The sequence below is a fragment of the Microcoleus sp. bin38.metabat.b11b12b14.051 genome, from assembly GCF_013299165.1.
Lineage (GTDB): Bacteria > Cyanobacteriota > Cyanobacteriia > Cyanobacteriales > Microcoleaceae > Microcoleus.
This window is the reverse complement of record NZ_JAAFKD010000033.1, coordinates 1-26098: the sequence shown is the minus strand read 5'-3', so window position 1 is coordinate 26098 and position 26098 is coordinate 1. Positions and strand designations below refer to the sequence as shown.

Genomic DNA, 26098 nt, shown 5'->3' with positions numbered 1-26098 from the left:
AGAAAACCAGAACGAGCTAGAAAAAATATATGTAGCTAAATTAACTTTTTAGCGTTATAGTAATTTACAGAATACAAAACCTAGGTGACTCACTTGGCTGACATCGTTGATACCGCCGTTTCGGCAGGCTCTTTTACAACCCTAGTTGCTGCCGTCCAAGCTGCTGGTTTAGTAGATACCCTCAAAGGCGCTGGCCCCTTCACAGTTTTTGCTCCTACAGACGAAGCTTTTGCTAAGCTTCCCGCAGGTACTGTAGAAGCACTGCTTAGTGACATTCCTAAGCTCACAAAAATCTTGACTTATCACGTCGTTGCTGGCAAAGTTATGGCTGCTGATGTAGTCAAGCTAACATCTGCCAAAACAGTTGAAGGTTCAGAAGTAAAAATTGATGCTTCCAATGGCGTCAAAATCAATGACTCTACTGTTACCGCAGCCGACGTTGCTGCTGATAACGGCGTCATCCACATCATAGATGCAGTCTTGCTTCCTGCGTAAGCACAGATTTAGATAGCATAAACTATCTTGAGGGCGGTGGCTGTTGTTAGCCACCGCCCTATTTTAGTGTATATTTCAGATTTAAATATTTTAGGCAATTCCATAATTAAAATTATTATAGAGCAGTGGTTTGAGAGTCGATCGCACTGGCGAACATCTGCCCCAAATTTGTCGCTGCTGGATTTACCGGGAAAACAGGTTCAACCCAGCGGGCTTTGTAGTCTGGGGCCCATTGGCGATTGATGGTAGATTCCATGCGGCCCAAGACCAATATTTAGCCCATAAACCGAGTTGATGAGGGCTGGGCTTAAGTAAGATAGAATGAGAAGCACAAGAAAAGTGCGATCGACATTATTTGACAGTTAAGCTATGGAATCTATAACCCAGTCCGAGACAGACAGAGCGATGGACGCTCCCAAACACGGCTTACCCGTTACCATCATTACAGGATTTCTCGGCAGCGGCAAAACAACCCTGCTCAACCACATCCTGACCAACCAGCAAGGTTTGAAAACAGCAGTTTTGGTCAATGAATTTGGCGAAATCGGCATTGACAACGAACTGATTGTCACCACCGACGACAACATGGTTGAGCTGAACAACGGCTGCATCTGTTGTACGATTAATGAAGATTTGGTGAATGCCGTTTACAAAGTTTTAGAACGTCAAGAAAATCTTGATTATCTAGTTGTCGAAACCACAGGGCTAGCTGACCCGCTGCCAGTAGCGATGACTTTTTTAGGCACAGAACTGCGCGATATGACCCGTCTAGATTCAATAGTTACAGTAGTAGACGCAGCCAACTACAGCTTAGATTTGTTCAACTCAGAAGCAGCTTACAATCAAATAGCTTACGGCGATATAATTATCCTCAACAAAACAGATTTGGTTGAAGAAGCAGATTTAGATTTGTTGGAAGTTAAGATTCGCGATGTCAAACAAGGTGCTAGAATTCTGCGAACAGTAAAATCGCAAGTTCCGTTACCGCTAGTCCTCAGCGTCGGATTGTTTGAATCTGACAAATATTTCCAATCTGAGGAAACTCATAGCAGTCACGACCATCACGATCATGACGACCACGCTCATCACGACCACGCTCATCACGACCATCACGACCACGCTCATCACGACCATCACGACCACGCTCATCACGACCATCACGACCATGACGACCACTCCCACCATTTAGAAAATGACGGATTTACCTCAATTTCTTTCCAAAGCGACAAGCCGTTTTCTCTGAGAAAATTTCAATATTTCTTAGACAACCAAATGCCAACAAACGTGTTTCGCGCCAAAGGGATTATGTGGTTTGAGGAAAGTCCGAAACGGCATATTTTTCACTTGAGCGGTAAGCGATTTTCGATGGATGACGACCAGTGGAAAGGTGAACCCAAAAACCAGCTTGTTCTGATCGGTCAGGGTTTGGATACCGAGACTTTGCGATCGCAAATCGAAAACTGTCTCTGTCTCCCTTCACCCAATCGCGGCAAAGGTTTTGGGAAAAACTAAAGAAGAGAAAATTAACCAGAGACATTTGGTTGCAAAAACCACTAATGGTTTGTAGTCAGGACTTTAGTCCTCTGATTGATGCGGACTAAAGTCCTCACTACAAACCGTTAGATATGGAAATATTTCTGATTTTAAATGCGAGTCATCATCCAGCGAGTCAAATCATCTCAAGTTCAAGTTAACGGTGAAATTGTCGGCAAAATCGGCTGCGGACTCAACTTGCTTGTCGGTATTGCGGACACAGACACCGAAGCAGAACTCGACTGGATGGCTCGCAAATGCCTAGATTTGCGTTTGTTTCCCGACTCGGCTAGCGACGCTGGCCGCTGGGACAAGTCCGTACAAGACATCGGCGGCGAGTTGCTGGTGGTCAGTCAGTTTACGCTCTACGGCGACTGTCGCGCCTGTCGGCGGCCTTCGTTCGATCGCTCTGCCGCCCCAGAAGCCGCCGAAAAACTTTATGAAAAATTTGTCGAAAAGTTGCGCCAGAGCGGCTTAAAAGTCGAAACAGGGCTGTTTGGAGCCACGATGCAAGTCTCTATAGATAATGACGGCCCAGCACTTTGGTGTTGGAGAGAGAAGCAGGGTGAATTGTTTGACAGGTCTCTGTGTACTTCTCTTCTCTTCCTTCGTGTCCTTTGCGTCTTCGCGGTTCGTTCAAAAAAATCCGTTGCGTCTTTTTAAAGCAAATTTCTAAATTCACCGGGTTTGACAACTGCTGGGGCGTAGCTTCAGAAGATAGTGCAGCTCTCTACACTCTGCCGGCTCTCAATTCCACAAATCTCCAACGCCCAAAACCACCTCACAGGGCCAGTTAGTAAATTGTCCACTCAACGGCTCCCGATCGCCCTCTATCCGAGGAGCGATCGCCCTGCGTAAATACAGCTCATAATGCTTGTATAGTAAGGCTTTAAGGGCAATAAAACCAATCTTCCACAACCAGTGCTTAGAATCAGATTCAGCAGCCAAAAACTGTTGCATGAGAGAGTGGAACACTGACATCACTGCGATTATCTCTACGAACCTATATTCAATGTATAGAGAGTTGAATCAGCACAGCAAGCGAAACCGCCAGCAACTGTTCTCCTCGCCCACTCTACGCTACTACCCGATAAACGCCATGACTATCAAAACTGCCACCAACACCGTCAACTGCCACACCGCTTCTAACCTCAACTTCTTGAGTGCCGCCTCCACCGAGCAAACCGCCGAAATCAATACAGTGTCGAGCATCGATGTCATGGCTTTAGCCCAATTCGCGCTCAAAGAATTGGAAGGATCGATGAAAAATTCCAGCCGCAGCGCTCAAACAGTGGCGATGCGGATTGCTAAGGAAGTCGAACGGATTTGCCAAAAAAGCGATCGCATCCAAATTTCCGGCGAAGTTGAAGCTTGGCAAATCACCTTGGCCGAGCACCGGTTGCAAAAAATCCTGCAATACTACAACCTCGGTTCCAAACAAGGCCGCGTCGAATTGCACTCTCACCTCGCGGCGATGATTTACCGCCACGTTGCTTCGTTCCGCTCTAACTTGAACTTCCAAGCTCGCTACAACATGATTGAAGACTTTTTGCAAGGCTTTTACATCGAAGCTTTGCGGGCCTTCCGCCGCGAACACCAACTGGATCTCAACTACACTCCTCGCACGCAGATTGAATTGGCTGAGTACATGGCTTTTACCGAACACTACGCCAAGCGTCAAATCGGCTTACCCGGCCGCAACCGCCAACGCCTGATCGTGCTTCGCGCTCAAGGATTTGCCAAGGGCCAACCTCCCGAAACTGCGATCGACATTGAAATGGCTGTAGAATCCGGCAAGGGAGAAGATGCAGAAATGTACAGCCGCTCTCCGGCGCTGCAACAAGTCCGCGAGCAAATGGTTTCGGAAACTGTCGATCCTGCTGATGCTGTGTTGCGCGATCGAGTAGTCGCTGAATTGATCACCTATCTCGAAGCCCAAAATCAGCCCGAATGCGTCAGCTACTTGACTTTGAAATTGCAAGACCTTTCGGCTTCCGAAATCGATCGCGTTCTCGGTTTGTCTGCTCGCCAGCGCGACTACTTGCAACAACGCTTTAAGTACCACGTCGAAAAATTTGCCCGCACTCAAAACTGGAAGCTCGTCCACGAATGGCTGGGTGCTGATGTCGATCAAAAACTGGGCATGAATTCCGACAAATGGGAAGCATTTCGCGCTCAACTGTCGCCCGAACAACAACAACTGTTAGCAATGAAGCGCAATCAAGAATGCGACAAGGCGATCGCCACCGCACTCAAATGCACCCCCAAACAAGTTCAAAAACGCTGGGCGCAGTTGTTGGATCTGGCTAGCCAGACTCGCAACAGCAGTCAAGCATAACGGGTGATCCAACATGAACGCAAGTGTTTTATTGAGATTGGAAAATGCGATCGGGTGCGGCACCGGAACCGGAATGCCCGCCCCGCAGTCCGCTCTCAACTCTACCAGCGCTGCTCAATTATTACCCAATTATCGCCACTTTCCGGCAAATTCAATTTATTAAAACAACATTATTTGTAATATCTTTTTTTCCCAGGTTATGCCTGGGAATTTGTTTTTATACCAAGTGAAAAAAACGTTGCTACCAAAAATAAATTAGAGGTTTTTACCTGTTCATCAAGAGGATGATTTCACCGACGTAGGGTGTGTCGCCACCAATAATTATCGGTATCAACCCAGATTAAGCGAGCGACGCACCTGACAATTCATCACGAGGATGATTTCACCGACGTAGGGTGTGTCGCCACCAATAATTATCGGTATCAACCCAGATTAAGCGAGCGACGCACCTGACAATTCATCACGAGGATGATTTCACCGAGGTAGGGTGTGTCGCCACCAATAATTATCGGTATCAACCCAGATTAAGCGAGGGACGCACCTGACAATTCATCACGAGAATGATTTCACCGACGTAGGGTGTGTCGCCACCAATAATTATCGGTATCAACCCAGATTAAGCGAGGGACGCACCTGACAATTCATCACGAGAATGATTTCACCGACGTAGGGTGTGTCGCCACCAATAATTATCGGTATCAACCCAGATTAAGCGAGGGACGCACCTGACAATTCATCACGAGGATGAATAACCAGGATTTGGTATAAGTGACGGTGCGTGAGTATCTAGTCTCCGACTGTGAATTTCAATATTTTTCCAACTCACCCTAGAAACAATATTTACAAATAAATAATATTTAACATTGCTTAGTGAATCAGGAATTGCTGACGGTTATAGTATTTTTGACATAGAACCAGAAAAATTTGATATACTGCCAAGATATCTCTGGTAACTAAAAAGCCTATAATCAACATGAAAGAGCAGCTCCAGTCAAGAGGTATTGGAAAATATATGTGTCTCACAGCAGGGGAGATCCTTCACCAAAACTACAAAATTATCAGCGAGTTAGGACATGGAGGGTTTGCAATTACCTACCTGGCTACGGATATCGACATACCCGAAGATAACCAGTGCGTTGTGAAGGAAATTCCTTTTCCTTCAGATCCGCGCGTTTTGGAGGACGCAACTAAGCGATTTCAAGATGAAGCTTGGGCTTTGTCTATTGTTGGCAATCACCCGTGCATTCCCAGATTATTTGCTTCTTTTATAGAAAACAACCATTTTTACTTAGTGCAAGAATACATTGAAGGACATTGGCTCAAGGAAGAACTGACTCCAGGTCAACAGTGGGAAGAGGAACGGGCGATCGCCTTGTTGCGGGAAATTTTGGAAATTTTAAAGTTCGTCCATGCAAAAAATATTATTCACCGCGATATTACACCTTCTAACTTAATTCGGCGCACAACAGATAAAAAAAATGTTTTAATTGATTTTGGGGCTGTCAAAGAAATAAGCACTTTGACGGCTGACTCAACAGGTAAAATATTCACATCGCAGGCGATCGGCACCAGCGGTTATATGTCTCCCGAACAATCAAACGGGCGTACTGCTCAGGCTTGTAATGATATTTACTCCCTAGGGAAGATCGTGATTCAAGCTCTCACCGGGAAGCATCCCACAGAGCTCAAACCCGACGACAATACAGGTGAAATTATCTGGTATCACTCCACGCCCGATCGCACTGGGCTACCAGTGAGTGATGGTATCAAAAATATTCTCGATCGGATGGTTCGCTACCACTATATATACCGATATCAATCTGTAACTGACGTTTTGCGTGACTTGGATGCGATCGGCACACCGCCACCGCCACCGCCACCGCCACAGCCACCGAAACCTCCATTGTCACCTCAACCTCCACTGTCACCCACATCTCCACGATCGCGCTGGCTCTGGATGCTGCTAGTGGCGGGAATTGTCGCAGGGGCGATCGTACTTTCAAGAGACACAATTATCCGAATAATTTTTCCACCACCACCACTTCGGGTAGAGGGTATCAGTTCCGGCGAAAAGCTACTAACATCTGCCCTTTGGTCAAAACAAAGAGGCATCAATGAGTTTGCCGAATTAAAGTATTCAGAAGCTTTAAAATTGCTCAAACAGTCCTGGCGAGAAGACCGCAGAGACCCAGAAACTTTAATTTACATCAACAATGCTCTGCTGGAGACAACAAAAGCAGAACATTACACGATCGCGATCGTTGTTCCCATCCGCAGAAATCCAGACGGTAGCATCATCAACGCCAATTTAGCCGAAGAACTGCTGCGCGGCATTGCTCAAGCTCAAACCGAAGTTAATTTAGGTCTTCTCACTGCGGATGACAGCAATAAAGATTTTCCCGGTCAAGGCTTTCTCGAACCAAAAGCTATTAAAGGCAAAGGTCTCAAAGTCATCATTGCTGATGACCGAAATATCATATCATACGCCAAAGAAAAAGCAAATTACCTAGTCACTCACCCAGATATTTTAGCAGTCATCGGACACTATACCAGCGACATGACAGTAGAAACAGTAGATATTTACAATCAAAATAAACTGGTCGCTATTTCTTCGGGAAGTACCACAGAAGAACTAACGCGCAAACCTCGAAAATTCTTCTTTCGGACAGCACCAACAACTACCATAGAAGCTGAAGGATTAGTAAATCAACTAATTACAGTCGGCGCCAAAAAAGTGGCAGTTTTTTACAATCCCAACAGTCCCTTTAGCGCTTCTTTATGGGAAGAATTAAAAAAACAATTTGAAGCGCAAGGAGGCTCAACTTCTAGAATCGGTAATTATTCCGACTTATCTAAAAATGATTTTAACGCCGAAGCAGCAATCAAAGAAGTTGAGAAATCTGGAAAAACAGCTATAGCTGTCATTCCCGACGGTCAAGTTACTAAGGCTGTCGAAAATGCGATCGACATGATTAAAGCTAACAACGATCGCAATTGGATTGTCGGGCCTTGGACGCTGTACGAACCGCGAACTTTAGAAGCAGCAAAACAGCTAAAATCCATTGAGAAACTCGGCATATCCGTGTTTTGGCATCCCACAACGAGTTTTGATAAAAAGTTTCCAGTCAACGCTGAAAAATTGTGGGGAGGCCCGGTTAATACTCGATCTGCCTTAACCTACGATGCCGCTAAAACCCTGATTAAAGGCTTAGAAATGCAGCCTGAACCTAGCAGGGAAGGAATGCAAAAAACCTTAGCCTCTCCTGGCTTTCAAGCTGACGGAGCCACGGGTATAATTGAGTTTGACTCGACGACGGGAAATCGGAAAAACCCTCCTAAACGAGTGGCGCACATTGTACCCTGTGCTAGAGAACAATCTGGCCTGACTTTTGTGCCGATAGAATTTCCGACAGCCGCCGCCGCAGGTTTAAAATGTGATTGATATAGCAGAAGTCAGAAGTCGGTAGTCAGTAGTCATTAGTCAGTAGTCATTAGTCATTAGTCATTAGTCATTAGTCATTAGTCAGTAGTCATTAGTCATTAGTCATTAGTCATGGAGAATAGGGAATGAAGAATTACTGAAAGCTATAATATTTTAGATATATAGCAGTTCTCAGAAAGATGACGCACCGGACTAATTAATCCCTCAATCCCTCAATCCCTCAATCCCCCAATCCCCCAATCTCAAATCTCAAATCTCAAATCTCAAATCTCAAATCAGAACCTGTACCTCACCTTTTTGAGAAAGGCTATACACCCAGACGCATTTGATATGTTGCCAAGCTGTATCTGGAATCGAAAAAGCGTATAATCAACATCAAAGACCGTAGCCTGTCAAGAGCTGTTGGAAAATCTATGTGTGTCAACTTAGGGCATATCCTGCACGAAAGCTACCAAATTATCGATCAGTTGGAATGCGGAGGGTGTGGGATAACCTACATTGCTAACGATCTCAGCAAGCCCGGAAATCCTGTGTGCGTTGTTAAAGAAATTCCTTTTCCCCAATCGAAAGATCCGCGCGTTTTGGAGATGGCAAGGAGGCGATTTGAAAGGGAAGCTAGCACTTTGCGCCGTCTCGGTAATCACCCCTGCATTCCCAAATTATTCGCTTGTTTTGAAGAAAACGACTATTTTTACTTGGTTCAAGAATACATTAAAGGATTTCCGCTCAGTCAAGAACTCGTTGCTAGTCAGCATTGGACGGAGAGAGAAACCGTTGCTTTTTTGCGGGAAGCTCTGGAAATATTACAGATTGTCCACAAAGAAAATATCGTGCACCGCGACATTAAACCTGCTAACTTAATCAGGCGCAAAAAAACTAAAAAACTTGTTTTAATTGATTTTGGAGCAGTCAAAGAAATTAGCAAGTTTACTGCTAACTCTACAGGTAAAATATTCACATCGGAGGCGATCGGCACCAGCGGTTATATGCCGGCCGAACAATCCGATACACGCTTGGAAGCGCAACCTTACAATGATATTTACGCGCTTGGAATTACCGCCATTCAAGCTATCACGGGGACAAGTCCCCAATATCTCCCCTCAAATCCCCCTACTGGCGATGTCATTTGGCATTACTCAACGTTCGATCGACCGGCGGTAAAAGTTAGCGACGGTTTCAAAGATATTTTAACTGGGATGGTGCGCTACCACTTTAATAACCGCTACCAATCTGTTGCTGATGTTTTGCGCGATTTAGACTCGATCGAACAGCCCGAAGATCCGCCATGCAACAAGCCTTGGTTTCGCCGACTGTTGTTAGGTTCTGTGGGAATTGCTGCATCGAATATCCTACTTTTAAACCCCAGAATTCTGTCACTAATCCCGATAACTTCAACCCAACCAACGCAGGCTGAAACCTCCCTAATTTCACCATCACCAGCACCCTCCGCAGATGGTATAAGTTATGGCGAAAAACTCCTAGTACAAACCTCCGCCCCTTGGTCAAAACAAAGGGGAATAAATGAATTTGCCGACAAAAATTATCCCGAAGCTTTAAAACAGTTCAAACAGTCCTGGCGGGAAGACCGCAAAGACCCCGAAACTTTAATTTACATGAACAATGCTCTGCTAGAGGCGATCGATGCAGAGTATTATACGATCGCAATTGTTGTTCCCATTCGCAGAAATCAGGACGGGACGGGAACTATAGTCAATGCAAGTTTAGCCGAAGAACTGCTGCGCGGTATTGGTCAAGCTCAAACCGAAGTTAATTTAGGTCTCCTTTCAACAAATAACAGCGAGCGAGATTTTCCAGGTCAAGGCTTGCTCGAAGCAAAATCGATAAAAGGCAAAGGTCTCAAAGTAATCATTGCTGACGACGCAAATATCAAATCCTACGCAGTTAAAAGGGCAAATTATCTGGTAGCTCAGCCCAAAATTCTAGCAGTCATTGGACACTACACCAGTGACATGACTGTAGAAACAGTAGATATTTACAATCAAAATAAACTGGTTCTTATTTCTCCAGGAGCCACGACAGAAGAACTGACGCGCCAACCTCGAAAATCCTTCTTTCGGACAGCTCCGACAACTAGCAGAGAAGCTCAAGCTTTAGTAAATCAACTAATTAAAGCCGGCGAGAAAAAAGCGGCAGTTTTTTACAATCCCAACAGTCCTTTCAGTGCTTCTTTGTGGGAAGAATTCAAAAAGCAATTTGAAGCTCAAGGAGGCGAGACATCTAGAATTAGTAATTATGACTTATCTAAAAATGATTTTAAGGCAGAAGCAGCAATAAGAGAAGTTGAGAAAGCAGGAAAAACGGCCATAGCGGTTTTTCCAGATGGTCAAGTCACTAATTCTCTAGAAAACGCGATCGATATGATTAAAATCAACGACGATCGCAATTGGATGGTCGGCCCTTCGACTCTGCACGATCCGAGAACTTTACAAGCAGTAAAACAGCTAAAGTCTGTTGAAAAACTCGCCGTATCCGTGTCTTGGCATCCGTCAATCAGTTTCGATCGAAAGTTTCCAGTCAATGCTGAAAAAATGTGGGGAGGCCCGATCAACACTGGATCGGCTTTAACCTACGATGCTGCAAAAACGCTAATTAAAGCCATAGAAATGCAGCCAGAACCTAGCCGGGAAGGAATGCAAAAAACCTTAGCCTCTCCTGGCTTTAAAGCTGACGGAGCCACCGGTATAATTGAGTTTGACTCGATGACTGGAAATCGGAAAAACCCTCCTCAAGCATTGGCACACATTGTTCCGTGTTCTAGAGAACAATTTGGTGTTACCTTTTTGCCGATCGAATTTCCCACCGCCCCCGCAGCCTTGAAGTGCGACTAAGGCTTTAGAGTACCTGTGAGTATCAGCCCTCAACATTTAAATAAAAAATTCGATATAGTTAACAAAGCTAGTTTTTTTTATAATAAGGCTTATGACGGTCAATCTCGCTGCCTCAACAAGTTCTAGCCTCAAACCAGAAGCCCAGAATATCTCGGGACTCAAACAAGTCTTGCAGACAATTGATGCCGATAGCTGTCCGGGTTCCTATAACTTCCATATGCACACAGTCTACTCGGACGGGCGATTGCAGCCAGAGAAGTTGATGGAACTAGCCATAGCAGGTGGTTTGAAAGGCTTAGCTATCACTGACCACCACACCGCCAAAGGCTACGCTCAAGCTCAAATTTGGCTGGATAATTGGAAATTAAACAATCCCGACAGGATTAGCACAGCACCGAGTCTTTGGACGGGTGCTGAAATTAATGCCGAATTGCTCAACAACGACGTACACATTCTCGCTTATGCCTTCGATCCGCAACATCCCAGTCTCACACCTTACTTGCGAGGTAAAGCTACTGAAGGTCAGGCTTTTTATTCCGCAGCCAGGGTAATTGAAGCGATTCAGGAAGCAGGAGGTTTAGCGGTTTTAGCACATCCTTGTCGGTATCGATCGATCGCAGATCAACTCATCCCAGAAGCAGCCCGTCTTGGCATTGACGGCGTAGAAATTTACTATGCTTACACTAATCCTAATCCTTGGAAACCAAGTCCGAAACAAACTGCTTTAGTCAAAGATTTAGCCCAAACCTATGGTTTGTTGGGAACTTGCGGAACAGATTCTCACGGCGTGAGTCTTCTAGTCCGAATTTAGATACTTTGGTAATTGGTAATTGGGAATTGGTAAACGGTGCGTGACATTCTACAGTCACAAGTCAGAAGTCAAAGGTTTCTCACTGTCGCACACCCTAAAACCCTGATTCCGAACTCCAACTGTCATCTGGTTGCGGAATCTGGGTTAAAATACAACTATCCAAATATTCAACACAGCGAGTCAGTAAAGCCGTGCCTGCTAAAGATATCTTTCACGAAGTTGTTAAAACCGCTCTCCAGAAAGACGGATGGCAGATTACTCACGATCCATACAACTTACAAGCAGGATCTTTAGAACTTTACATCGATTTGGGTGCCGAAAAAGTGCTGGCAGCCCAAAAAGACGGACAGAAAATTGCCGTTGAAATCAAAAGCTTTATTGGGCCATCCAAAATCTCTCAATTTTATACAGCTTTAGGACAATTTATTAGTTATCGAGCGGCTTTAGAAATACAGGAAGTTGACCGAATTTTATACCTAGCAGTACCCAATAACGTCTACGATAGTTTTTTTACAACGGGGTTTATCCGGTCTTTGGTTCAACAAAATCAAATCCATTTGATTATTTATAATACAGAGCAGGAGGCGATCGCACAATGGCAAATGTAGACATTTACCGGCAGCACATCCAAAATCTGCTCTCCCAACACGCCAGTCTGGTTTGGGATGAGCGCATTCAAGCTCAAACTATCTTTGATACCGATCGCGATCATTATCAATTGCTGTATGTGGGCTGGCGCAATCAGCATCGGATTTATGGCCCTGTTTTGCACTTGGATATTATAGATGATAAAATCTGGATTCAGCAGGATGGCACTGAAGTCGGTATTGCCAATGAACTTGTTGAATTGGGAGTTCCTAAACAAGATATTATACTGGCTTTTGACCCTCCTAACCTGCGACATTTAACTGAATTTGCAGTAGGATAAATTATATTTTATATCATGTCCGGTCGAATGATTTTACTAAGATTGGTTTGTAGTGAGGACTTCAGTCCTTCTTGGATGCGGACTAAAGTCCTCACTACGAACCTTTTGGCTTTTGACCCTCCTAACCTGCGACATTTAACTGAATTTGCAGTAGGATAAATTACGTTTTATATCATGTCCGGTCGAATGATTATACTAAGATTGGTTTGTAGTGAGGACTTCAGTCCTTCTTGGATGCGGACTAAAGTCCTCACTACGAACCTTTTGTATTGCGAGTAATTGACCGGATGGCATATTATATGATTTATAAAAATTCGTGCAATAAAATAATTATTAAGCGGAATGAAACGGAGGTTGTTTTACCCGCCCGATGTGTAAGGTGCGTCGCTATGAGATTGTTGATTAAATTTAGGGATTTTTAGTAGCGACACACCCTACGAATACTTTGGTAATTGGTAATTGGTAATTGTTTCCAATGACTACTGCTTTCGGAGTCAACTGTCAACTGTCAACGGAGTTTTTTTTGCCCACCTCATGTGTAAGGTGCGTCGCTATGAGATTGTCGATTAAATTTAGAGATTTTCAGTAGCGACACACCCTACGAATAGTTTGGTAATTGCTTCCAATGACTGTCAACTATCAACTGTCAACTGTCAACTGTCAACTGACTAACGTTCAGGGAAAAGCTGACAAGCCCTGATAGTTGGCTGATTTGCCCAATCTAAGCGAGAAGTGCCAAATCGATCCATCCAACCTTCCAAATAAGCTCGATTAGCCTTTTTTTCCTCAGGATCGGAGGTATTCATGGGATGAGGTGCTAAACCGAAAATAGTCGCTGTCGTTACGCAAAACATTGACTTCTGAAAACTCTGGCAAATTTGCACCCGCAAATCATCTTCGCCGCGACAGCTAGTGCGGTAAACTTCGTGCAAATAATCGGGTAGAAAATGCCGCATATCTTGCATTAATTGAGTGGGCGGAATCCCTGCACCTCCGATGGGTAAAGGATCTGCAAACAAAGCCCCGTAGCTAAATTCTTTTTGTTCTTCTGGGATTTGATGGGCTTGGGCGTTGTAGGAAACTGTGCCAAAAAAAGCTGTTCCTCGAAAGAAAACTGCTTCTACATAAGGTACTGCTACATCTGGTAAAAATGTCAAGTTGGCCGATGCGGGCAGGATATCGTAAACTTCACCCCGAATCTTGACGCTGTAGGTGATTGGTAAAGCGGCGGCGCTTACTAAACCGGCTAAGACAAAATCTACTATCTCTGCGATCGACTTAATTGTACCGGCTTCGTAGCGATCGGACAAATCGATAAACAAATCGCTCATTATTCGCCAAAATTGACCTAAACCCGTGTAGTAAGCCAACATCCGCACTTGTTCTGGCAAAAACTCCGGGAATGCTTTGTGGAGTCCCTGCATCAAAAAGTTGCCTTTTAGTTTAGCTGCGATCGCCTTTTCGGCTAAACTGCTAAATTCGGGAGAATCCACATAACTATCCAAACCGCCGCCGCCGTGCCAAAGCATGGTTCTCATGCAATACTCAGCATACTCAAAATTAATGCGATCGTGCCACAAATAGCGCATTAATTTTGGCGCAGTCACTTCTCCATTAAAATATTTGAAAAATGGGAAAAGCACTAAAAATTGTTCTTCAGCGATGTAGTTGAGATTGCGGGAATAGGCATCGAGAACTATAGCATAACTTTTGAGGACTCCGACCACTTCTACTACATTTTCGGTAGATTCTGGCAGCAAAGCTTTGCCTGATTCTAAGATGTCAATGTAGGCGGACAGAGGGTGGGAAGACGGTTTTAATACGGTACTTGTCATGTGATGTGAACCTTAATTGAATAACTATGTTTATTGCCAAAAAAATCTGAATTATGAGCAATGTTTGTAGTAAGGACTTTAGTCCTCAGAAGTTGATCAGGACTAAAGTCCTCACTACAAACCTCTGGAAGATATTACTCTAAGTTTTGAGCAAGTTGTTGAACTTGCGGCGGCACAGCCGATACTAAACCGATCGCAGTTTTTTCGCTCAAAGCCACTAAAACAGCGGGCTGCACTCCCATGACGGCGATGATTACTGCTAAAACTAGCGAAGGAATGCGATCGCCCCAGCGGACTTGTGGCAAATTCACCACCAAATCGGAAAGGCGGCCGAAAAAGGCGCGGTTGACCATAATTAAAAAGTAGATTGAAGTTAAACCAGTCCCAATCATGCAAAGCAAAGTTTGCACGGGAAACACTGGCAAACTGCCCCTAAATATCAAGAATTCAGCAATAAATCCGGACAACCCTGGAATGCCGGCACTCGCCATTACGCCGACGATCATTAAACTGCCAATTACTGGCAAACCGCGATCGGGATTGAATAAACCTTTGAGCACATCTATGTTGCGGCTGCCGGATTTTTTGTAGACAATACCGACACTCAAAAATAGTAGCCCTGAGATTAAACCGTGGCTAACCATTTGCAACACAGTTCCCATCATACTGATTGGAGTTGCTGCGGCGCTAGCTAGCAAAATGTAGCCCATGTGAGCGATCGAACTGTAAGCTACAATTTTTTTCATGTCTTTTTGGGCGATCGCGCAACTAGCCCCATAAAGCACGCTTACCACCGCCCAACTCGCCAACCAAGGCGCAGCCACCGCCCACGCATCGGGAAATAAACCTAAACCAAAGCGCAGCATCCCGTAAGTTCCCAGCTTCAACAGCACCCCCGCCAGCAGCACCGAAACCGGAGTCGAAGCTTCTACGTGAGCATCCGGCAGCCAAGTATGAAAAGGCACTAATGGAATTTTGATACCAAAGGCCAGCAATATCCCAGCCAGCAACACAATTTGTCTTACCAAAGGTAATGGCGAGCCTCCTTGTAAATGCGATTCACCAGCAGCACCAACCATATCAAAACTAGAAGCACCGCTCACCCAAACTACTCCCAAGAAAGTAGCCAGTAAAACAATTCCTGAAAATGCAGTATAGATTAAAAACTTAGTAGCAGCATAGCCCCGGCGCTCGCCTCCCCAAATTGCAATCAACAGGTAAAGCGGAATTAGTTCTACCTCGAAAAAGAGGAAAAATAGCAGCAAATTTTGAGATAAGAAAGCTCCTGTGACGCCGCCAGTAATTAACAGCATCAAAGAATAATAAAGTCGAGGTCTGCGGATTGCCTCATCCGTAGCGTAAATCGCTACTCCTGTCAGTAGGGTATTTAAAATTACCAAAGGCAGAGACAAACCATCAACGCCGAGATTGTAATTAAATCCCAAATCATCGATCCAAGGAATAAATTCCGAAAACTGTAACTGACTGGTACTGGCATCAAACTGAGCTGCCACAATCACCGATAAAATAAAAGTTACACTCGCAATGGCGATCGCGAAATTCCGAACTATTTTAGAACTTACCGCACTGGGCCAAAACCCAATCAAAGCGGCGGCAAACATTGGTATCCAAATTAAAGCACTGAGCATCAATTAAAATTTTCCCTTGTTACACAGCTTTCAGAACTATATTTAAGATTAACGCAAACCAACTGAATAAAAAAGCGATCGGCTGATTTTATTGTTAAAAAAGCACAGTCATCATATATCTCTTGCAAAAGTCTTTTTAATCAAATTTAGGAACGGGCTCTGGGGCCCGTTCCTAACTATTTTGGCAAGAGGTCTAGTTTACAGTCCGACAGCCGAGCCAATTGTATTGACAGACGGCGACATGATTTCAATTCCAGAACTTTTACCCGGTTGGGAAGTTCCGGTTGCAGAATTGTGGCCGATCGACTTTGAATAAAATTAGAGGAAGAACCAGACAAACCCAAAACAATTCATCTGCGTACCCTTCGGGAAGGCTTCGCCTACATCCCCGTTCATCCGCCAACATCTGCGGTTCAGAACTGCCAAATAATCAATCCCAGCAACGCAGCAACTCCGCCGGCAATAGTCAATACATAAAACTGCGATTGACCTGTGCCGCTGTACTTCAAACCTTCGCCACTGAAAATTGTGGCAAAACCGAACAAATTCACCACCCCGTCTACTACATATTTGTCAGTCCAAGCGCTGACTTTCGCAATAGAAGCCACGGCCCAAACCACAGTTAAGCGGTAAACTCGATCGATATAAAAGTCGTAAGCAAACAAATCCTGCACCGCCGGAAACGGCAGCCGTACCGGTCGAGGTAAAACGTCGTACCAATAAATCGCCACCCCAACCGCAACCCCAATCAAGCCAGATAAGACCAACAGGGGAATATCCAGAGTCTTCAACAGTAAATTTAAACTATCAAAATCCCCAGTTTCCGCCCAAGGCCCAGTCCAACTAATTAACAGTTGCCATTTCTGCAATGTCCAAGGCACTAACAACCCAATCACCGTCAAAATTACCATCGGTAATGCCATCGGCCAACCGACTTCGGGAGCTCTGCGAGTTTTGGGCTGCGGTTTTCCGGCAAATACTAAGGCGAATACGCGAGTTAAATTGAGCGCCGTCAAACCGTTAACTAACAGCAGCACAGCTACTAACCACAAGGGCACTGTCCAAAAACCGTTCAGCCACCGTCGCATCACCCAAAAGTTGCCCATCGGTAATAGGGCTACCATGCCCGCAGCGCCTACTAAATAAGCCATTGTCGTGGCGGGCATTTTTGACCACAACCCACCCATTTCTGTTAAATCTTGAGTGTTGGTGGTGACAATTACTGAGCCTATGCTCATGAATAATAGTGCTTTGGCGATCGAGTGCGCGAACAGCAACAGCAATGCAATGTCAACGTGATTCTGTCCCACCGCGATAAACACTAAACCCATAGAAGCGCTGGTAGAATGCGATAGTGTTCTTTTGATGTCGATTTGGGCGATCGCCACCAACGAAGCCCCAACAGCCGTCACCGCACCCAACACCACCAGCACCATACCAGTCACTGGTGACAGAGCCAAAACAGGCTGAAGTTTAATTAAAACATAAGCGCCAGCGCCCACAACCACCGTATTCCGCATAATCGAAGCCGGGTTGGGCCCTTCCATCGCTTCGTCGAGCCACAAGTGAAACGGAAATTGAGCGCACTTGGCTGTCGGTGCGGCGATTAAAGCCAAGCCTAAAAGAGTCGCAACTAAAGGAGACAAAGTTGCTGTTTCCGCCCATTCTTCTAAATCGGAAAAATTCAAACTGCCGGCTAAAGTTGAAAGCGTCACTACTCCCATCAGCAGCGGCACGTCTCCTACACGTTTGGTTAAAAACGCATCTCTAGCCGCCGTCACTACCAGCGGTTGAGCGTACCAAAACCCGACTAGCAAATAAGTTGAGAGTGTCAGCACTTCGAGCAAACCGTAAGTTAGCAGCAGCGAATCGCTAATCGCAATCCCGCTAATTGCTGCTTCAAAAAAACCGAGCAGCCCAAAAAATCGAGCTAGCGCCCAGTCTTTTTCCATGTAGCCCAGCGCGTAAATTTGTGCTAGCAAACTCAGAATTGTTACTAACTCCATTGCTCCGACGCTGGTAGTTGAGATTTCTATGGCAAAAGACAAATCTAAATCTGCTGCTTGCACCCAGTGTACGAGCAACTGTTGCGGGGGTCTATCCCAAGTTGCTGCAAAAATAACCGATCCGTGGATGAAAGCCAACACAGTCATCAGCAAATTGAAGTAAGCTGCGGGTCTGGGCCCTGTGGTGCGAACAGTTCCTGTAGACCAAGGCAAAGTTAGAATGGCGCCTATTAAGCCATATAAAGGTACCCACCAACAGACTTGGAGGAGAAATTCTGTCATTTAATTTATCCCTTAAACTTGAAATTACTGGCTGCCTTTATACAAAAGCAGTTCCGGGCGATCGCGCCACACCGTAAAAATTTGACTAAACCCGATCGTATAGTTTTGGCAAAATAATTTGCACCCAAAATTCACTATACATTAAAGCATCAAAACTTAGTATTCTCCGAATAGCAAATTACAGGCTGCTGGGGGTCGGCACTCAAAAAAAAAAGCCCGCATATCGCCAAGACTGCCTTTTTTGCCCGTTTATCTGCGATCCCCCCTTGGAAATCCCGAATTTTCGCGACACCGAGATCCTACCCATCAGCCACCGAACTCTAGTTTACAGGTATTTGTACTCACTTGACGGCCCGATCGCAGTCCGCATCTACTCCTCTATATATTAAGATTATTAAATAAATATTAAATTATTATAAGTAACATAAAAAATTTTAATTTTTGTTATTAAACATTATGATGTTAGTTTATATTGTCAAGGTAGACAGCTTCCCCTATTCTATAAGGATAGGAAGCTTTAGACTGCATTCCTAAATAATGTGGGCCTCCCCGTCCAAATTTTTAGATTTCTCAAAGATTTGTTACGGTAATTCCGCTAATCCTCAACTTGGAGATTCAAAAATGTCAATTGCCGTGGGAATGATTGAGACAAAAGGTTTTCCCGCTGTTGTGGAAGCTGCCGACGCTATGGTTAAAGCTGCTCGCGTTACCCTCGTGGGCTATGAAAAAATCGGCAGCGCTCGCGTCACCGTAATTGTGCGCGGCAACGTGTCGGAAGTCCAAGCCTCAGTTGCAGCAGGAGTGGAATCCGTCAAGCGGGTGAACGGCGGAGAAGTCGTCTCTACCCACATCATCGCTCGCCCCCACGAAAACCTAGAATACGTTCTACCAATTCGTTATACAGAAGCAGTAGAGCAGTTCCGAGGCTACTAAGTTCTTAGCGCGCTGAAAATTCGTTTGACGAAACGTTTGACGAAAAGCAGCGCGATCGTCAAAAATTAACAGTTTAGTTCCCCAAATATTCAATTAGGAGTAAAACCAATGGCAATTGCAGTTGGCATGATCGAAACCTTAGGCTTCCCCGCAGTAGTAGAAGCCGCTGACGCGATGGTCAAAGCAGCCCGCGTCACCTTGGTAGGATACGAAAAAATCGGTAGCGCTCGCGTTACTGTCATTGTAAGAGGAGATGTCTCGGAAGTGCAAGCTTCCGTCGCCGCCGGAGTAGAGTCAGTGAAGCGCGTTAACGGCGGACAAGTGATGTCCACCCACATTATCGCCCGCCCTCACGAAAACTTGGAATACGTGCTACCCATTCGCTACACCGAAGCTGTAGAACAGTTCCGCGAAGGCGTCAGCGGCATTCGCCCTCTCAACAGATCTTAAGATAGGCCCGAGGCTGTTAGGGGCGTTTGGTAATTAAAAATTAAAAATCAAAAATTAAAAATCGCGATGTTTTTGATTTAGCATTTTTAATTTTTAATTGAGGTGGGCATGGGATATTGGTTATTAGTCACGACTCATTAGTCATTAGTCATTAGTCATTAGTCATTAGTCATTAGACGAAAAACTCTAAAAAGAAGACGTGGGAATGAATAAAGCTAATTAAAAAAAGACAAATGACGGTGTAAAAATGACAAGTGCCAATTACCAATTACCTATTAGCTAAAATGCAAATGGCCAAAGTTCTCGGGACAGTTGTCAGTACCCAAAAAGAGCCGACGCTCAGAGGATCGAAATTTCTACTGCTGCAATTCATCAATGAGGAAGGTTCGCCAGTTCCCGGCTATGAAGTAGCCGCTGACTGTGTGGGCGCTGGTATAGATGAGTGGGTTTTAGTCACCCGCGGCAGCGCAGCCCGGATCGCGCCTGGGAGCGAAAATCGTCCGATCGATGCTCTAGTAGTAGGCATTATAGATACTGTCAATGTAGAAAATCGCCTCATTTACAGTAAAAAAGACGACCCGTACCGCTAGTTGGCAGTTGACAGTTGACAGTTGACAGTTGACAGTGAACAGTGAACAGCTAACAACTAACAGCTAACAGCTAACAGCTAACAGTGAACAGTTGACAGTGAACAGTGAACAACTAACAAAAAAAATTTTCAGTTTGAGGAGAACTTAATTTATGGCAGTCCGCAACATTGCGGCTCCCCCGACGCCTTGGTCGAAAAACTTGGCTGAGCCCAAAATTCACGAAACCGCCTACGTACATTCCTTTTCTAACATTATTGGGGATGTGCATATCGGTTCAAATGTGATGATTGCCCCCGGGACATCTATCCGCGCCGATGAAGGCACTCCGTTTTATATCGGAGCAGGAAGCAACATTCAAGACGGAGTAGTGATTCACGGCCTAGAACAAGGCCGAGTCACAGGAGATGACGACAAATCTTATTCCGTATGGGTGGGGAAAAATACTTCCCTCACCCACATGAGTTTAATTCACGGGCCGGCCTACGTGGGCGACGATTGCTTTATCGGCTTTCGCTCTACGGTGTTCAACGCCAGAGTAGGAAATGGCTGCATTGTGATGATGCACGTATTAATTCAAGATGTGGAGATTCCCCCCGGTAAGTACATACCTTCGGGAGCCATCATCACAAATCAGCAGCAAGCCGATCGCCTGCCTGATGTTCAAGATTCAGATGTTAAATTTGCGACCCACGTCATAGGAATCAATGACGCTCTAAGAGCCGGTTATCGCTGCGCTGACAACATCGCTTGTCTAGCACCAATTCGCAACGAGCAAGCTAAAAACTCAAATATCACTCAAATGACTTATTCTACCCAAACCGGCACCCAATTGAGTTCTTCTCTAGCCGATAGCATCCGTAATTTACTAGCCCAAGGATACAGCGTAGGAGCAGAACACGCCGACGCCCGCCGCTTCCGCACAGGTTCTTGGCGCACTTGCGGCCCAATTTCCTCAACTCGCGACTCAGAAGTAATCGCTGCTTTGTCAGCCTGCATGGCCGATCACCAAGGCGAATACGTCCGCTTGATCGGAATTGACACCAAAGCCAAGCGCCGCGTACTAGAAGAAATCGTCCAAAGACCGGGAGACAACGGCTCTAACGGTTCTAACGGCGCTAAAACTCACCAATCAAACGGTAACGGTAAAGTTGCACAAGGTTCCGGGTCAAACGGCAAATTGAGCGACGCCACAGTGGCTCAGATTCGCGGCTTGCTAGCTCAAGGCTATAAGGTGGGAACTGAACACGCTGACGCCCGCCGCTTCCGCACTGGTTCTTGGCAAAGCGGGGCTTCGCTGCAAGTTAGAAATGAATCTGAGGCGATCGCCGCTTTGGAATCTGTGATGAACCAACATACAGGCGAATACGTGCGCTTAATCGGGATTGACTCGAAAGCCAAGCGTCGCGTAGTTGAAGAAATTATTCAACGCCCCGACGGCCCGGTTGCTGAATCGGCTAAGCCAGCCGCAACATCTGGATTCAAAGCAGCTTCGACTGGTTCGGCTGGTAGCGGCAAGTTGACCGGCAAGACGATCGACCAAATCCGCAACCTGCTTTCCCAAGGCTACAAAATTGGCACGGAACACGCCGACGTTCGCCGTTTCCGCACCGGTTCTTGGAGCAGTTGCGCCCCGATATCATCTACCCGCGAATCCGAAGTAATTTCGGCTCTCGAAGGCTGCATGACACAACACAGCGGCGACTACGTTCGCTTGCTCGGTATCGACTCCAAAGCCAAGCGCCGCGTGCTCGAAGAAATTATCCAACGACCTTAATTTGTCAGGTAATTAGCTGGTTTCTCCCGTTAAGTTCTGGCATTGGGCTGGCGGGAGAATTGGCAGCGGATGCAAGTTAGATTTTAGATAGTTAGAAGCCTCGATTGAGAACTTTTGGTCAAAATTTAGGATTTTCACGAAACAACAGAGAAAATCTTAAAGCATGAACAGGACTTAGGTAAAAAGTGGTTTGATTCCTTACTGATGCGGTGTGATTCGCTTTACGTATAGCAATCACAAACATGAGATACGATTGGCGATCGGCAATCGGCAATCAATCCGGAAAAATATTGTGTTTCAAAAGCTGTGTCAGGCCAATTACCCATTGCCCATTACCAGACATACCTAATCTTTTTGATAATTGGCTATAAAAAGGTAATGTATAAGTCCATATCGAGCTTTTCATTATTAGTAAATAATCGTTTATAAATTGATTAAATAGAATTAGTCATTCTATAAAGCGATAAATTAAAGTCGTTTTATCTAAAAAAAAAGCTCATTTCAAGGTGAAGTTGAATGTATTTATCGCCACTGCAATTAAGTAGCAACTCTCAGATTTTTCTGAGTGGCGATGTAGTTGTGAATGAAGGTGCTGCGATCGCCCCTGGAGCCATCCTCCAAGCAGATCCGGGTAGCCGGCTCTCGATCGCCGCCGGTGCGTGCATCGGTATGGGAGTTATCCTTCACGCCCGCGAAGGTACTCTCGAAATCGCAGCGGGCGCGATTCTGGGTGCAGGCGTGCTGGTAGTAGGTGCGGGGACGATCGGGGCCAATGCCTGTATTGGTGCGGGAACGACGCTGATTAATCCTGCGATCGACCAAATGCAAATTTTGCCAGCAGGTTCTCTGATCGGAGATACCAGCCGTCAAGTCGCAGCAGAACCAACCGCAGAAGCCGAAACCTCTGCACCGGAAACCCCCGCAGCCGCAGCGCCAGCAGTTGAGCCGCCAGCCGATCGCGCGATCGACCCGCCAGCACCCGCCCAAACACAGCCTCCGACACCGCCGGAGACAGCCCCAGATCCGCCGCCAGAAACGGCCGCCAATCCGCCTCCGCCACCACGGGAAGTGCCAACTATTCTCTACGGCCAAGCTCATATCAATCAGTTGCTGGGGACGCTGTTTCCGCACCGACAAGCTTTTAATCGATCGCAGGAAAACGGTCACACACCCTCGGGCGGCACGGGATAGAGGTCAGTCGATTTTAGATTTTAGATTTTAGATTTTAGATTTATTCTACAGATAAATCTGAGACGTTAAAATTTTGTCTAAATTTTGGGGTTCGACCCTCAGGAGTGTCAAGGGCTTGTATTAACAATGTTGGGGCGTGGTAATTTCGGCAAAAGGCAGCTATGCTGAAGGCAGAAAGATCGAAAATCAATAGGTAATCTCATATTATTGGTAGCTCAACAATTTTTAAGGCTTTGCAGCAGAAATCTGTGTCTTGCACGTCGTGCAGTCTGTCTTCTCATCTGAGACACTAAAACTATCAACAAATTTTTATTTTTGGAAGTTTCTAAGGGTAATAGAAGATGGACGGACAAATAGATCGTAACAGCAGTCAGTCAGGGCGATCGCAGCATCAGGAATACTTCAAAGACACTGCTTTGGGTTTGGTATCTACCAAGAGTTTTCCGGCAATTGTCGGGACTGCTGACATGATGCTGAAGTCGGCAGGGGTCATTTTAGTAGGGTACGAGAAAATTGGTTCCGGTCACTGTACCGCGATCGTCCGCGGGCGCATTTCCGACGTGCGTTTGGCTGTGGAAGCAGGAGCTCAGACAGCCGAACAGTTCGGACAGTTTGTTTCTAAGCTGGTGATTCCTCGGCCTTTGGCTAACTTGGAAGTAGTTTTGCCGATCGGCTTTCGCCTAACTCAACTGTCGGAAAGTGGCAGTTATTCTCGACTGAGCAATCAGGCGATCGGTTTGCTCGAAACGCGGGGATTTCCGGCAATGGTCGGTGCTTGCGATGCTATGCTCAAATCCGCCGACGTACACTTGGCCGCCTACGAGAAAATTGGCGCCGGTTTGTGCACGGCAATTATTCGCGGCGCAGTCGCAGATGTCGCAGTAGCCGTAGAAGCGGGGATGTACGAAGCTGAGCGCATTGGCGAATTGAACGCGGTGATGGTAATTCCCAGGCCTTTGGAAGATTTGGAACAAACTTTGCCGCTGGCGAGTTGCTGGATAGAACAGCGCACACCTGTGAGGGTGCCTATCTCTGTTCAGGAAAAGGAAAAAGAATTGATCGAACTCCCAGATTTGGAGAAATTGAGAGTTTATGTGGAAGAGGAAATCAATCGGTAAATCGAGAATTGGTAATGGGTAATCTGGAATTACGCAATCAAAGTTTGTAGACACTTGTTGCGGGAAATACTGAGACCAAGTTTGACGAACGAGATATAAATTTTACTGCTGCGGAGTACGTGCAGTGATTTGTACCCTGGTAACTGCGTCAAGCTTAATTTGGCGTTAGAGCCGATCGCACAGGCATCGAGAGACGCAAACCACTAACGAAAACTGGATTTTAGAGCGAAAGTCGATCGGGTAAAAAATCAAACTCAGGAAGTAAGTTCAGCCGATATATAGGCTCTTTCAACAGGATTTAACTGCTGTTAAAATAAACCTAAAATCCTGTTTGCGGTAGATTTCCTAGAATCAGTAAAGAGTTACTCTTGGTGCAGGTGGAGGCTCTTTGAACAAATTAACTCTTGTCGAACTCAACACAGAGTGCAAAGGAATCAATCGAGAATCAAAAAAATCCTGAAAGTTGACTTATGAACATCAAGCATTTTTACAAACGCGGTTTACACAGCGCCAAAAAAGGAAACTACGAAGCCGCACTTGAGGACTTCGATCAGATACTGCAAGTCAATCCCGCCGATGCCAAAGCCTATAACAATCGCGGTTTAGTCTACTATTACATGAAAGACTACCAAAAGGCGATCGCAGATCTCAGTCAAGCACTAGACATCAATCCTAATTTGTTCGAGGCCTACTTGAATCGAGGAAATGCTTGGCGCCACCTCGGAGAAAACGACAAAGCCATCGACGATCTCAACTGCGCTTTAGCAAGCAAGCCTGACAGTCACGCTATCTACAACAACCGGGGACTGGTACTTGCTAATTTAGGACATTACGAAGAAGCAATAGAAGACTACAATCGAGCTCTCTCTATCAATTCCCAAAATTATAAAACCTATTACAACCGAGGGCGAGCTTTCTACCTGTTGGGAGAAAAAGAGGCAGCCACCGAGAACTTTAACGAAACGCTGCGGTTGAATCCCAGATATATCAAAGCTTACATAAATCGCGGTCTCTCTTACCACCAATTAGGAGACAACACGCAGGCGATCGCCGATTACAACACAGCACTCGGCATCGACCCAAACAATGTTTATGCGTATTATAACAGAGGTTGCGTTCGCTATAAATTAAAACAAATGCAGCTAGCAATTGAAGACTTTAATAAAGCAGTGCAACTCGATCCTAACTACGTTAAAGCTTATCTCAATCGGGGTTTAGCGCTGTACAAAATGGGAGATATTGCGACCGCAAATAGGGATTTTTACCACGTCATGTGCATCAATGCTGAAGCTTATTTGTACTACCAGGCTCAGCGCTGCACGCCTGATATCAATTCTTATTTCAAAGAAGCGCCACAGATGGAACTGAATAATGCTGTAGAATACTACAACACCACCTTAAATACGATGTCAACTTCTTTAAGTTCCGCAGCATTGAATGCGATTTGGAATCAAGAAGATTTGGAAAACAGAGACTCGATTATCTGTGAAGGTGAATTTCTCAATGAGTAAATTGGTCATTGGTCATTGGTCATTGGTCATTGGTCATTTGTCATTGGTCATCTCGCCGAAGAGCGAAGTCGAAGGGTGGTCATTAGTCAGCAGTTATTAAGTAAGTAATCGGAAAAAATAAAACCTCAAAAACCCAGTTTCTTTGTAGATTTGTGAATCCTCGCAAAATCTCGTAGAAACCGGGTTTTTAGCCCCCTATGCGTAAGCCTTGGAAATGTTGGAAGTGTTGACAAAAAGGTAAGGATTCAGGTCAAAAAAAGTTCATCCAGAGCCGAGAAATATGGTAATGTAGTCAGATGAGTGAAAAAGCAGAGTTATTAGCACTAAAAATGGAAGTTGAGCAGTTAAGCCGTGAAGAACTGG

Annotated in this window: 22 protein-coding genes and 1 pseudogene; 18 read left to right on the top strand and 5 right to left on the bottom strand. The window is 45.4% G+C overall.

Annotated features, from left to right (window positions below):
- Positions 1–93 precede the first annotated feature (93 nt).
- Positions 94–495: a fasciclin domain-containing protein gene (locus QZW47_RS25340; RefSeq protein ID WP_293133528.1), complete on the top strand. Its 402-nt coding sequence runs from the start codon at positions 94–96 to the stop codon at positions 493–495.
- Positions 496–610: 115 nt separating this feature from the next.
- Here the strand turns inward: QZW47_RS25340 and QZW47_RS25335 are convergent, their stop codons facing one another.
- Positions 611–751 carry a hypothetical protein gene (locus QZW47_RS25335; RefSeq protein WP_293133406.1) on the bottom strand — a complete coding sequence of 47 codons (141 nt, stop codon included), beginning with the start codon at positions 749–751 and terminating at the stop codon, positions 611–613.
- 113 nt (positions 752–864) lie between these two features.
- Here QZW47_RS25335 and QZW47_RS25330 point away from each other — a divergent pair, with 113 nt between their 5' ends.
- A complete protein-coding gene (locus QZW47_RS25330; protein WP_293133403.1) occupies positions 865–2007 on the top strand; it encodes a GTP-binding protein in 1143 nt (380 codons plus the stop codon).
- Between the two features lie 135 nt (positions 2008–2142).
- Positions 2143–2597: pseudogene (gene dtd, locus QZW47_RS25325) on the top strand (D-aminoacyl-tRNA deacylase).
- 178 nt (positions 2598–2775) lie between these two features.
- Here the strand turns inward: dtd and QZW47_RS25320 are convergent.
- Complete coding sequence (locus tag QZW47_RS25320; RefSeq protein WP_293133400.1) at positions 2776–3003, bottom strand: hypothetical protein; 228 nt, start codon at positions 3001–3003, stop codon at positions 2776–2778.
- A 124-nt stretch (positions 3004–3127) separates the two neighbouring features.
- On the opposite strand from QZW47_RS25320, the gene QZW47_RS25315 reads away from it, so the two are divergent.
- From QZW47_RS25315 to QZW47_RS25285, 7 genes are all read left to right on the top strand, one after another.
- Complete coding sequence (locus QZW47_RS25315; RefSeq protein WP_293133397.1) at positions 3128–4366, top strand: HetZ-related protein; 1239 nt, start codon at positions 3128–3130, stop codon at positions 4364–4366.
- Positions 4367–4379: 13 nt separating this feature from the next.
- Positions 4380–4529 (top strand): hypothetical protein, encoded by a 150-nt coding sequence (locus QZW47_RS25310; protein ID WP_293133395.1) that lies wholly within the window; start codon positions 4380–4382, stop codon positions 4527–4529.
- A gap of 849 nt (positions 4530–5378) precedes the next feature.
- A complete protein-coding gene (locus tag QZW47_RS25305) occupies positions 5379–7808 on the top strand; it encodes a bifunctional serine/threonine-protein kinase/ABC transporter substrate-binding protein (protein WP_293133393.1) in 2430 nt (809 codons plus the stop codon).
- A gap of 413 nt (positions 7809–8221) precedes the next feature.
- Positions 8222–10657, top strand: a complete 2436-nt coding sequence (locus QZW47_RS25300) for a bifunctional serine/threonine-protein kinase/ABC transporter substrate-binding protein (protein ID WP_293133391.1) — start codon at positions 8222–8224, stop codon at positions 10655–10657.
- 91 nt (positions 10658–10748) lie between these two features.
- Positions 10749–11468 carry a PHP domain-containing protein gene (locus QZW47_RS25295; RefSeq protein WP_293133389.1) on the top strand — a complete coding sequence of 240 codons (720 nt, stop codon included), beginning with the start codon at positions 10749–10751 and terminating at the stop codon, positions 11466–11468.
- A gap of 191 nt (positions 11469–11659) precedes the next feature.
- Positions 11660–12076, top strand: a complete 417-nt coding sequence (locus QZW47_RS25290) for a XisH family protein (protein WP_293133386.1) — start codon at positions 11660–11662, stop codon at positions 12074–12076.
- Positions 12064–12396: a XisI protein gene (locus QZW47_RS25285; RefSeq protein WP_293133383.1), complete on the top strand. Its 333-nt coding sequence runs from the start codon at positions 12064–12066 to the stop codon at positions 12394–12396. Before QZW47_RS25290 ends, QZW47_RS25285 begins: the two co-directional genes overlap by 13 nt.
- A 668-nt stretch (positions 12397–13064) precedes the next feature.
- Here the strand turns inward: QZW47_RS25285 and QZW47_RS25280 are convergent.
- A complete protein-coding gene (locus QZW47_RS25280; protein ID WP_293133380.1) occupies positions 13065–14231 on the bottom strand; it encodes a CO2 hydration protein in 1167 nt (388 codons plus the stop codon).
- 134 nt (positions 14232–14365) lie between these two features.
- Positions 14366–15880, bottom strand: a complete 1515-nt coding sequence (locus QZW47_RS25275) for an NADH-quinone oxidoreductase subunit M (protein ID WP_293133377.1) — start codon at positions 15878–15880, stop codon at positions 14366–14368.
- A 181-nt stretch (positions 15881–16061) separates the two neighbouring features.
- Between QZW47_RS25275 and QZW47_RS25270 the strand changes: the two genes are divergently transcribed.
- Positions 16062–16196: a hypothetical protein gene (locus QZW47_RS25270; RefSeq protein ID WP_293133374.1), complete on the top strand. Its 135-nt coding sequence runs from the start codon at positions 16062–16064 to the stop codon at positions 16194–16196.
- Positions 16197–16293: 97 nt separating this feature from the next.
- Here QZW47_RS25270 and QZW47_RS25265 read toward each other — a convergent pair whose 3' ends face one another.
- Positions 16294–18168: an NAD(P)H-quinone oxidoreductase subunit F gene (locus QZW47_RS25265; protein ID WP_293133371.1), complete on the bottom strand. Its 1875-nt coding sequence runs from the start codon at positions 18166–18168 to the stop codon at positions 16294–16296.
- 621 nt (positions 18169–18789) lie between these two features.
- Between QZW47_RS25265 and QZW47_RS25260 the strand changes: the two genes are divergently transcribed.
- The 7 genes from QZW47_RS25260 to QZW47_RS25230 all read left to right on the top strand — a co-directional run bounded on the left by QZW47_RS25260 (position 18790) and on the right by QZW47_RS25230 (position 25735).
- Entirely contained in the window at positions 18790–19101 is a 312-nt protein-coding gene (locus QZW47_RS25260) for a carbon dioxide-concentrating mechanism protein CcmK (RefSeq protein WP_006635059.1), read from the top strand.
- Positions 19102–19209: 108 nt separating this feature from the next.
- Positions 19210–19551: a carbon dioxide-concentrating mechanism protein CcmK gene (locus QZW47_RS25255; protein WP_006635058.1), complete on the top strand. Its 342-nt coding sequence runs from the start codon at positions 19210–19212 to the stop codon at positions 19549–19551.
- Between the two features lie 284 nt (positions 19552–19835).
- The gene (locus tag QZW47_RS25250; protein ID WP_293133525.1) at positions 19836–20141 is read left to right on the top strand and encodes a EutN/CcmL family microcompartment protein; all 306 of its coding nucleotides are present in this window, start codon (positions 19836–19838) and stop codon (positions 20139–20141) included.
- Positions 20142–20292: 151 nt separating this feature from the next.
- Positions 20293–21915, top strand: a complete 1623-nt coding sequence (locus tag QZW47_RS25245) for a ribulose bisphosphate carboxylase small subunit (RefSeq protein WP_293133344.1) — start codon at positions 20293–20295, stop codon at positions 21913–21915.
- A gap of 516 nt (positions 21916–22431) precedes the next feature.
- Positions 22432–23106 (top strand): carbon dioxide concentrating mechanism protein, encoded by a 675-nt coding sequence (locus tag QZW47_RS25240; protein ID WP_293133341.1) that lies wholly within the window; start codon positions 22432–22434, stop codon positions 23104–23106.
- 341 nt (positions 23107–23447) lie between these two features.
- Positions 23448–24224 (top strand): BMC domain-containing protein, encoded by a 777-nt coding sequence (locus tag QZW47_RS25235; protein WP_293133339.1) that lies wholly within the window; start codon positions 23448–23450, stop codon positions 24222–24224.
- 470 nt (positions 24225–24694) lie between these two features.
- Entirely contained in the window at positions 24695–25735 is a 1041-nt protein-coding gene (locus QZW47_RS25230; RefSeq protein ID WP_293133336.1) for a tetratricopeptide repeat protein, read from the top strand.
- The last annotated feature ends 363 nt before the right edge of the window (positions 25736–26098 follow it).

Bases quoted from the DNA above. Each gene is read 5' to 3' on its own strand.
- QZW47_RS25235 (WP_293133339.1), top strand. From the start codon at position 23,448: ATGGACGGACAAATAGATCGTAACAGCAGTCAGTCAGGGCGATCGCAG.
- QZW47_RS25245 (WP_293133344.1), top strand. From the start codon at position 20,293: ATGGCAGTCCGCAACATTGCGGCTCCCCCGACGCCTTGGTCGAAAAAC.
- QZW47_RS25285 (WP_293133383.1), top strand. From the start codon at position 12,064: ATGGCAAATGTAGACATTTACCGGCAGCACATCCAAAATCTGCTCTCC.
- QZW47_RS25250 (WP_293133525.1), top strand. From the start codon at position 19,836: ATGCAAATGGCCAAAGTTCTCGGGACAGTTGTCAGTACCCAAAAAGAG.
- QZW47_RS25255 (WP_006635058.1), top strand. From the start codon at position 19,210: ATGGCAATTGCAGTTGGCATGATCGAAACCTTAGGCTTCCCCGCAGTA.
- QZW47_RS25300 (WP_293133391.1), top strand. From the start codon at position 8,222: ATGTGTGTCAACTTAGGGCATATCCTGCACGAAAGCTACCAAATTATC.
- QZW47_RS25335 (WP_293133406.1), bottom strand. From the start codon at position 751: ATGGAATCTACCATCAATCGCCAATGGGCCCCAGACTACAAAGCCCGC.
- QZW47_RS25230 (WP_293133336.1), top strand. From the start codon at position 24,695: ATGAACATCAAGCATTTTTACAAACGCGGTTTACACAGCGCCAAAAAA.
- QZW47_RS25315 (WP_293133397.1), top strand. From the start codon at position 3,128: ATGACTATCAAAACTGCCACCAACACCGTCAACTGCCACACCGCTTCT.
- QZW47_RS25305 (WP_293133393.1), top strand. From the start codon at position 5,379: ATGTGTCTCACAGCAGGGGAGATCCTTCACCAAAACTACAAAATTATC.
- QZW47_RS25310 (WP_293133395.1), top strand. From the start codon at position 4,380: ATGAACGCAAGTGTTTTATTGAGATTGGAAAATGCGATCGGGTGCGGC.
- QZW47_RS25330 (WP_293133403.1), top strand. From the start codon at position 865: ATGGAATCTATAACCCAGTCCGAGACAGACAGAGCGATGGACGCTCCC.
- QZW47_RS25240 (WP_293133341.1), top strand. From the start codon at position 22,432: ATGTATTTATCGCCACTGCAATTAAGTAGCAACTCTCAGATTTTTCTG.
- QZW47_RS25260 (WP_006635059.1), top strand. From the start codon at position 18,790: ATGTCAATTGCCGTGGGAATGATTGAGACAAAAGGTTTTCCCGCTGTT.
- QZW47_RS25275 (WP_293133377.1), bottom strand. From the start codon at position 15,880: ATGCTCAGTGCTTTAATTTGGATACCAATGTTTGCCGCCGCTTTGATT.
- QZW47_RS25295 (WP_293133389.1), top strand. From the start codon at position 10,749: ATGACGGTCAATCTCGCTGCCTCAACAAGTTCTAGCCTCAAACCAGAA.
- QZW47_RS25265 (WP_293133371.1), bottom strand. From the start codon at position 18,168: ATGACAGAATTTCTCCTCCAAGTCTGTTGGTGGGTACCTTTATATGGC.
- QZW47_RS25280 (WP_293133380.1), bottom strand. From the start codon at position 14,231: ATGACAAGTACCGTATTAAAACCGTCTTCCCACCCTCTGTCCGCCTAC.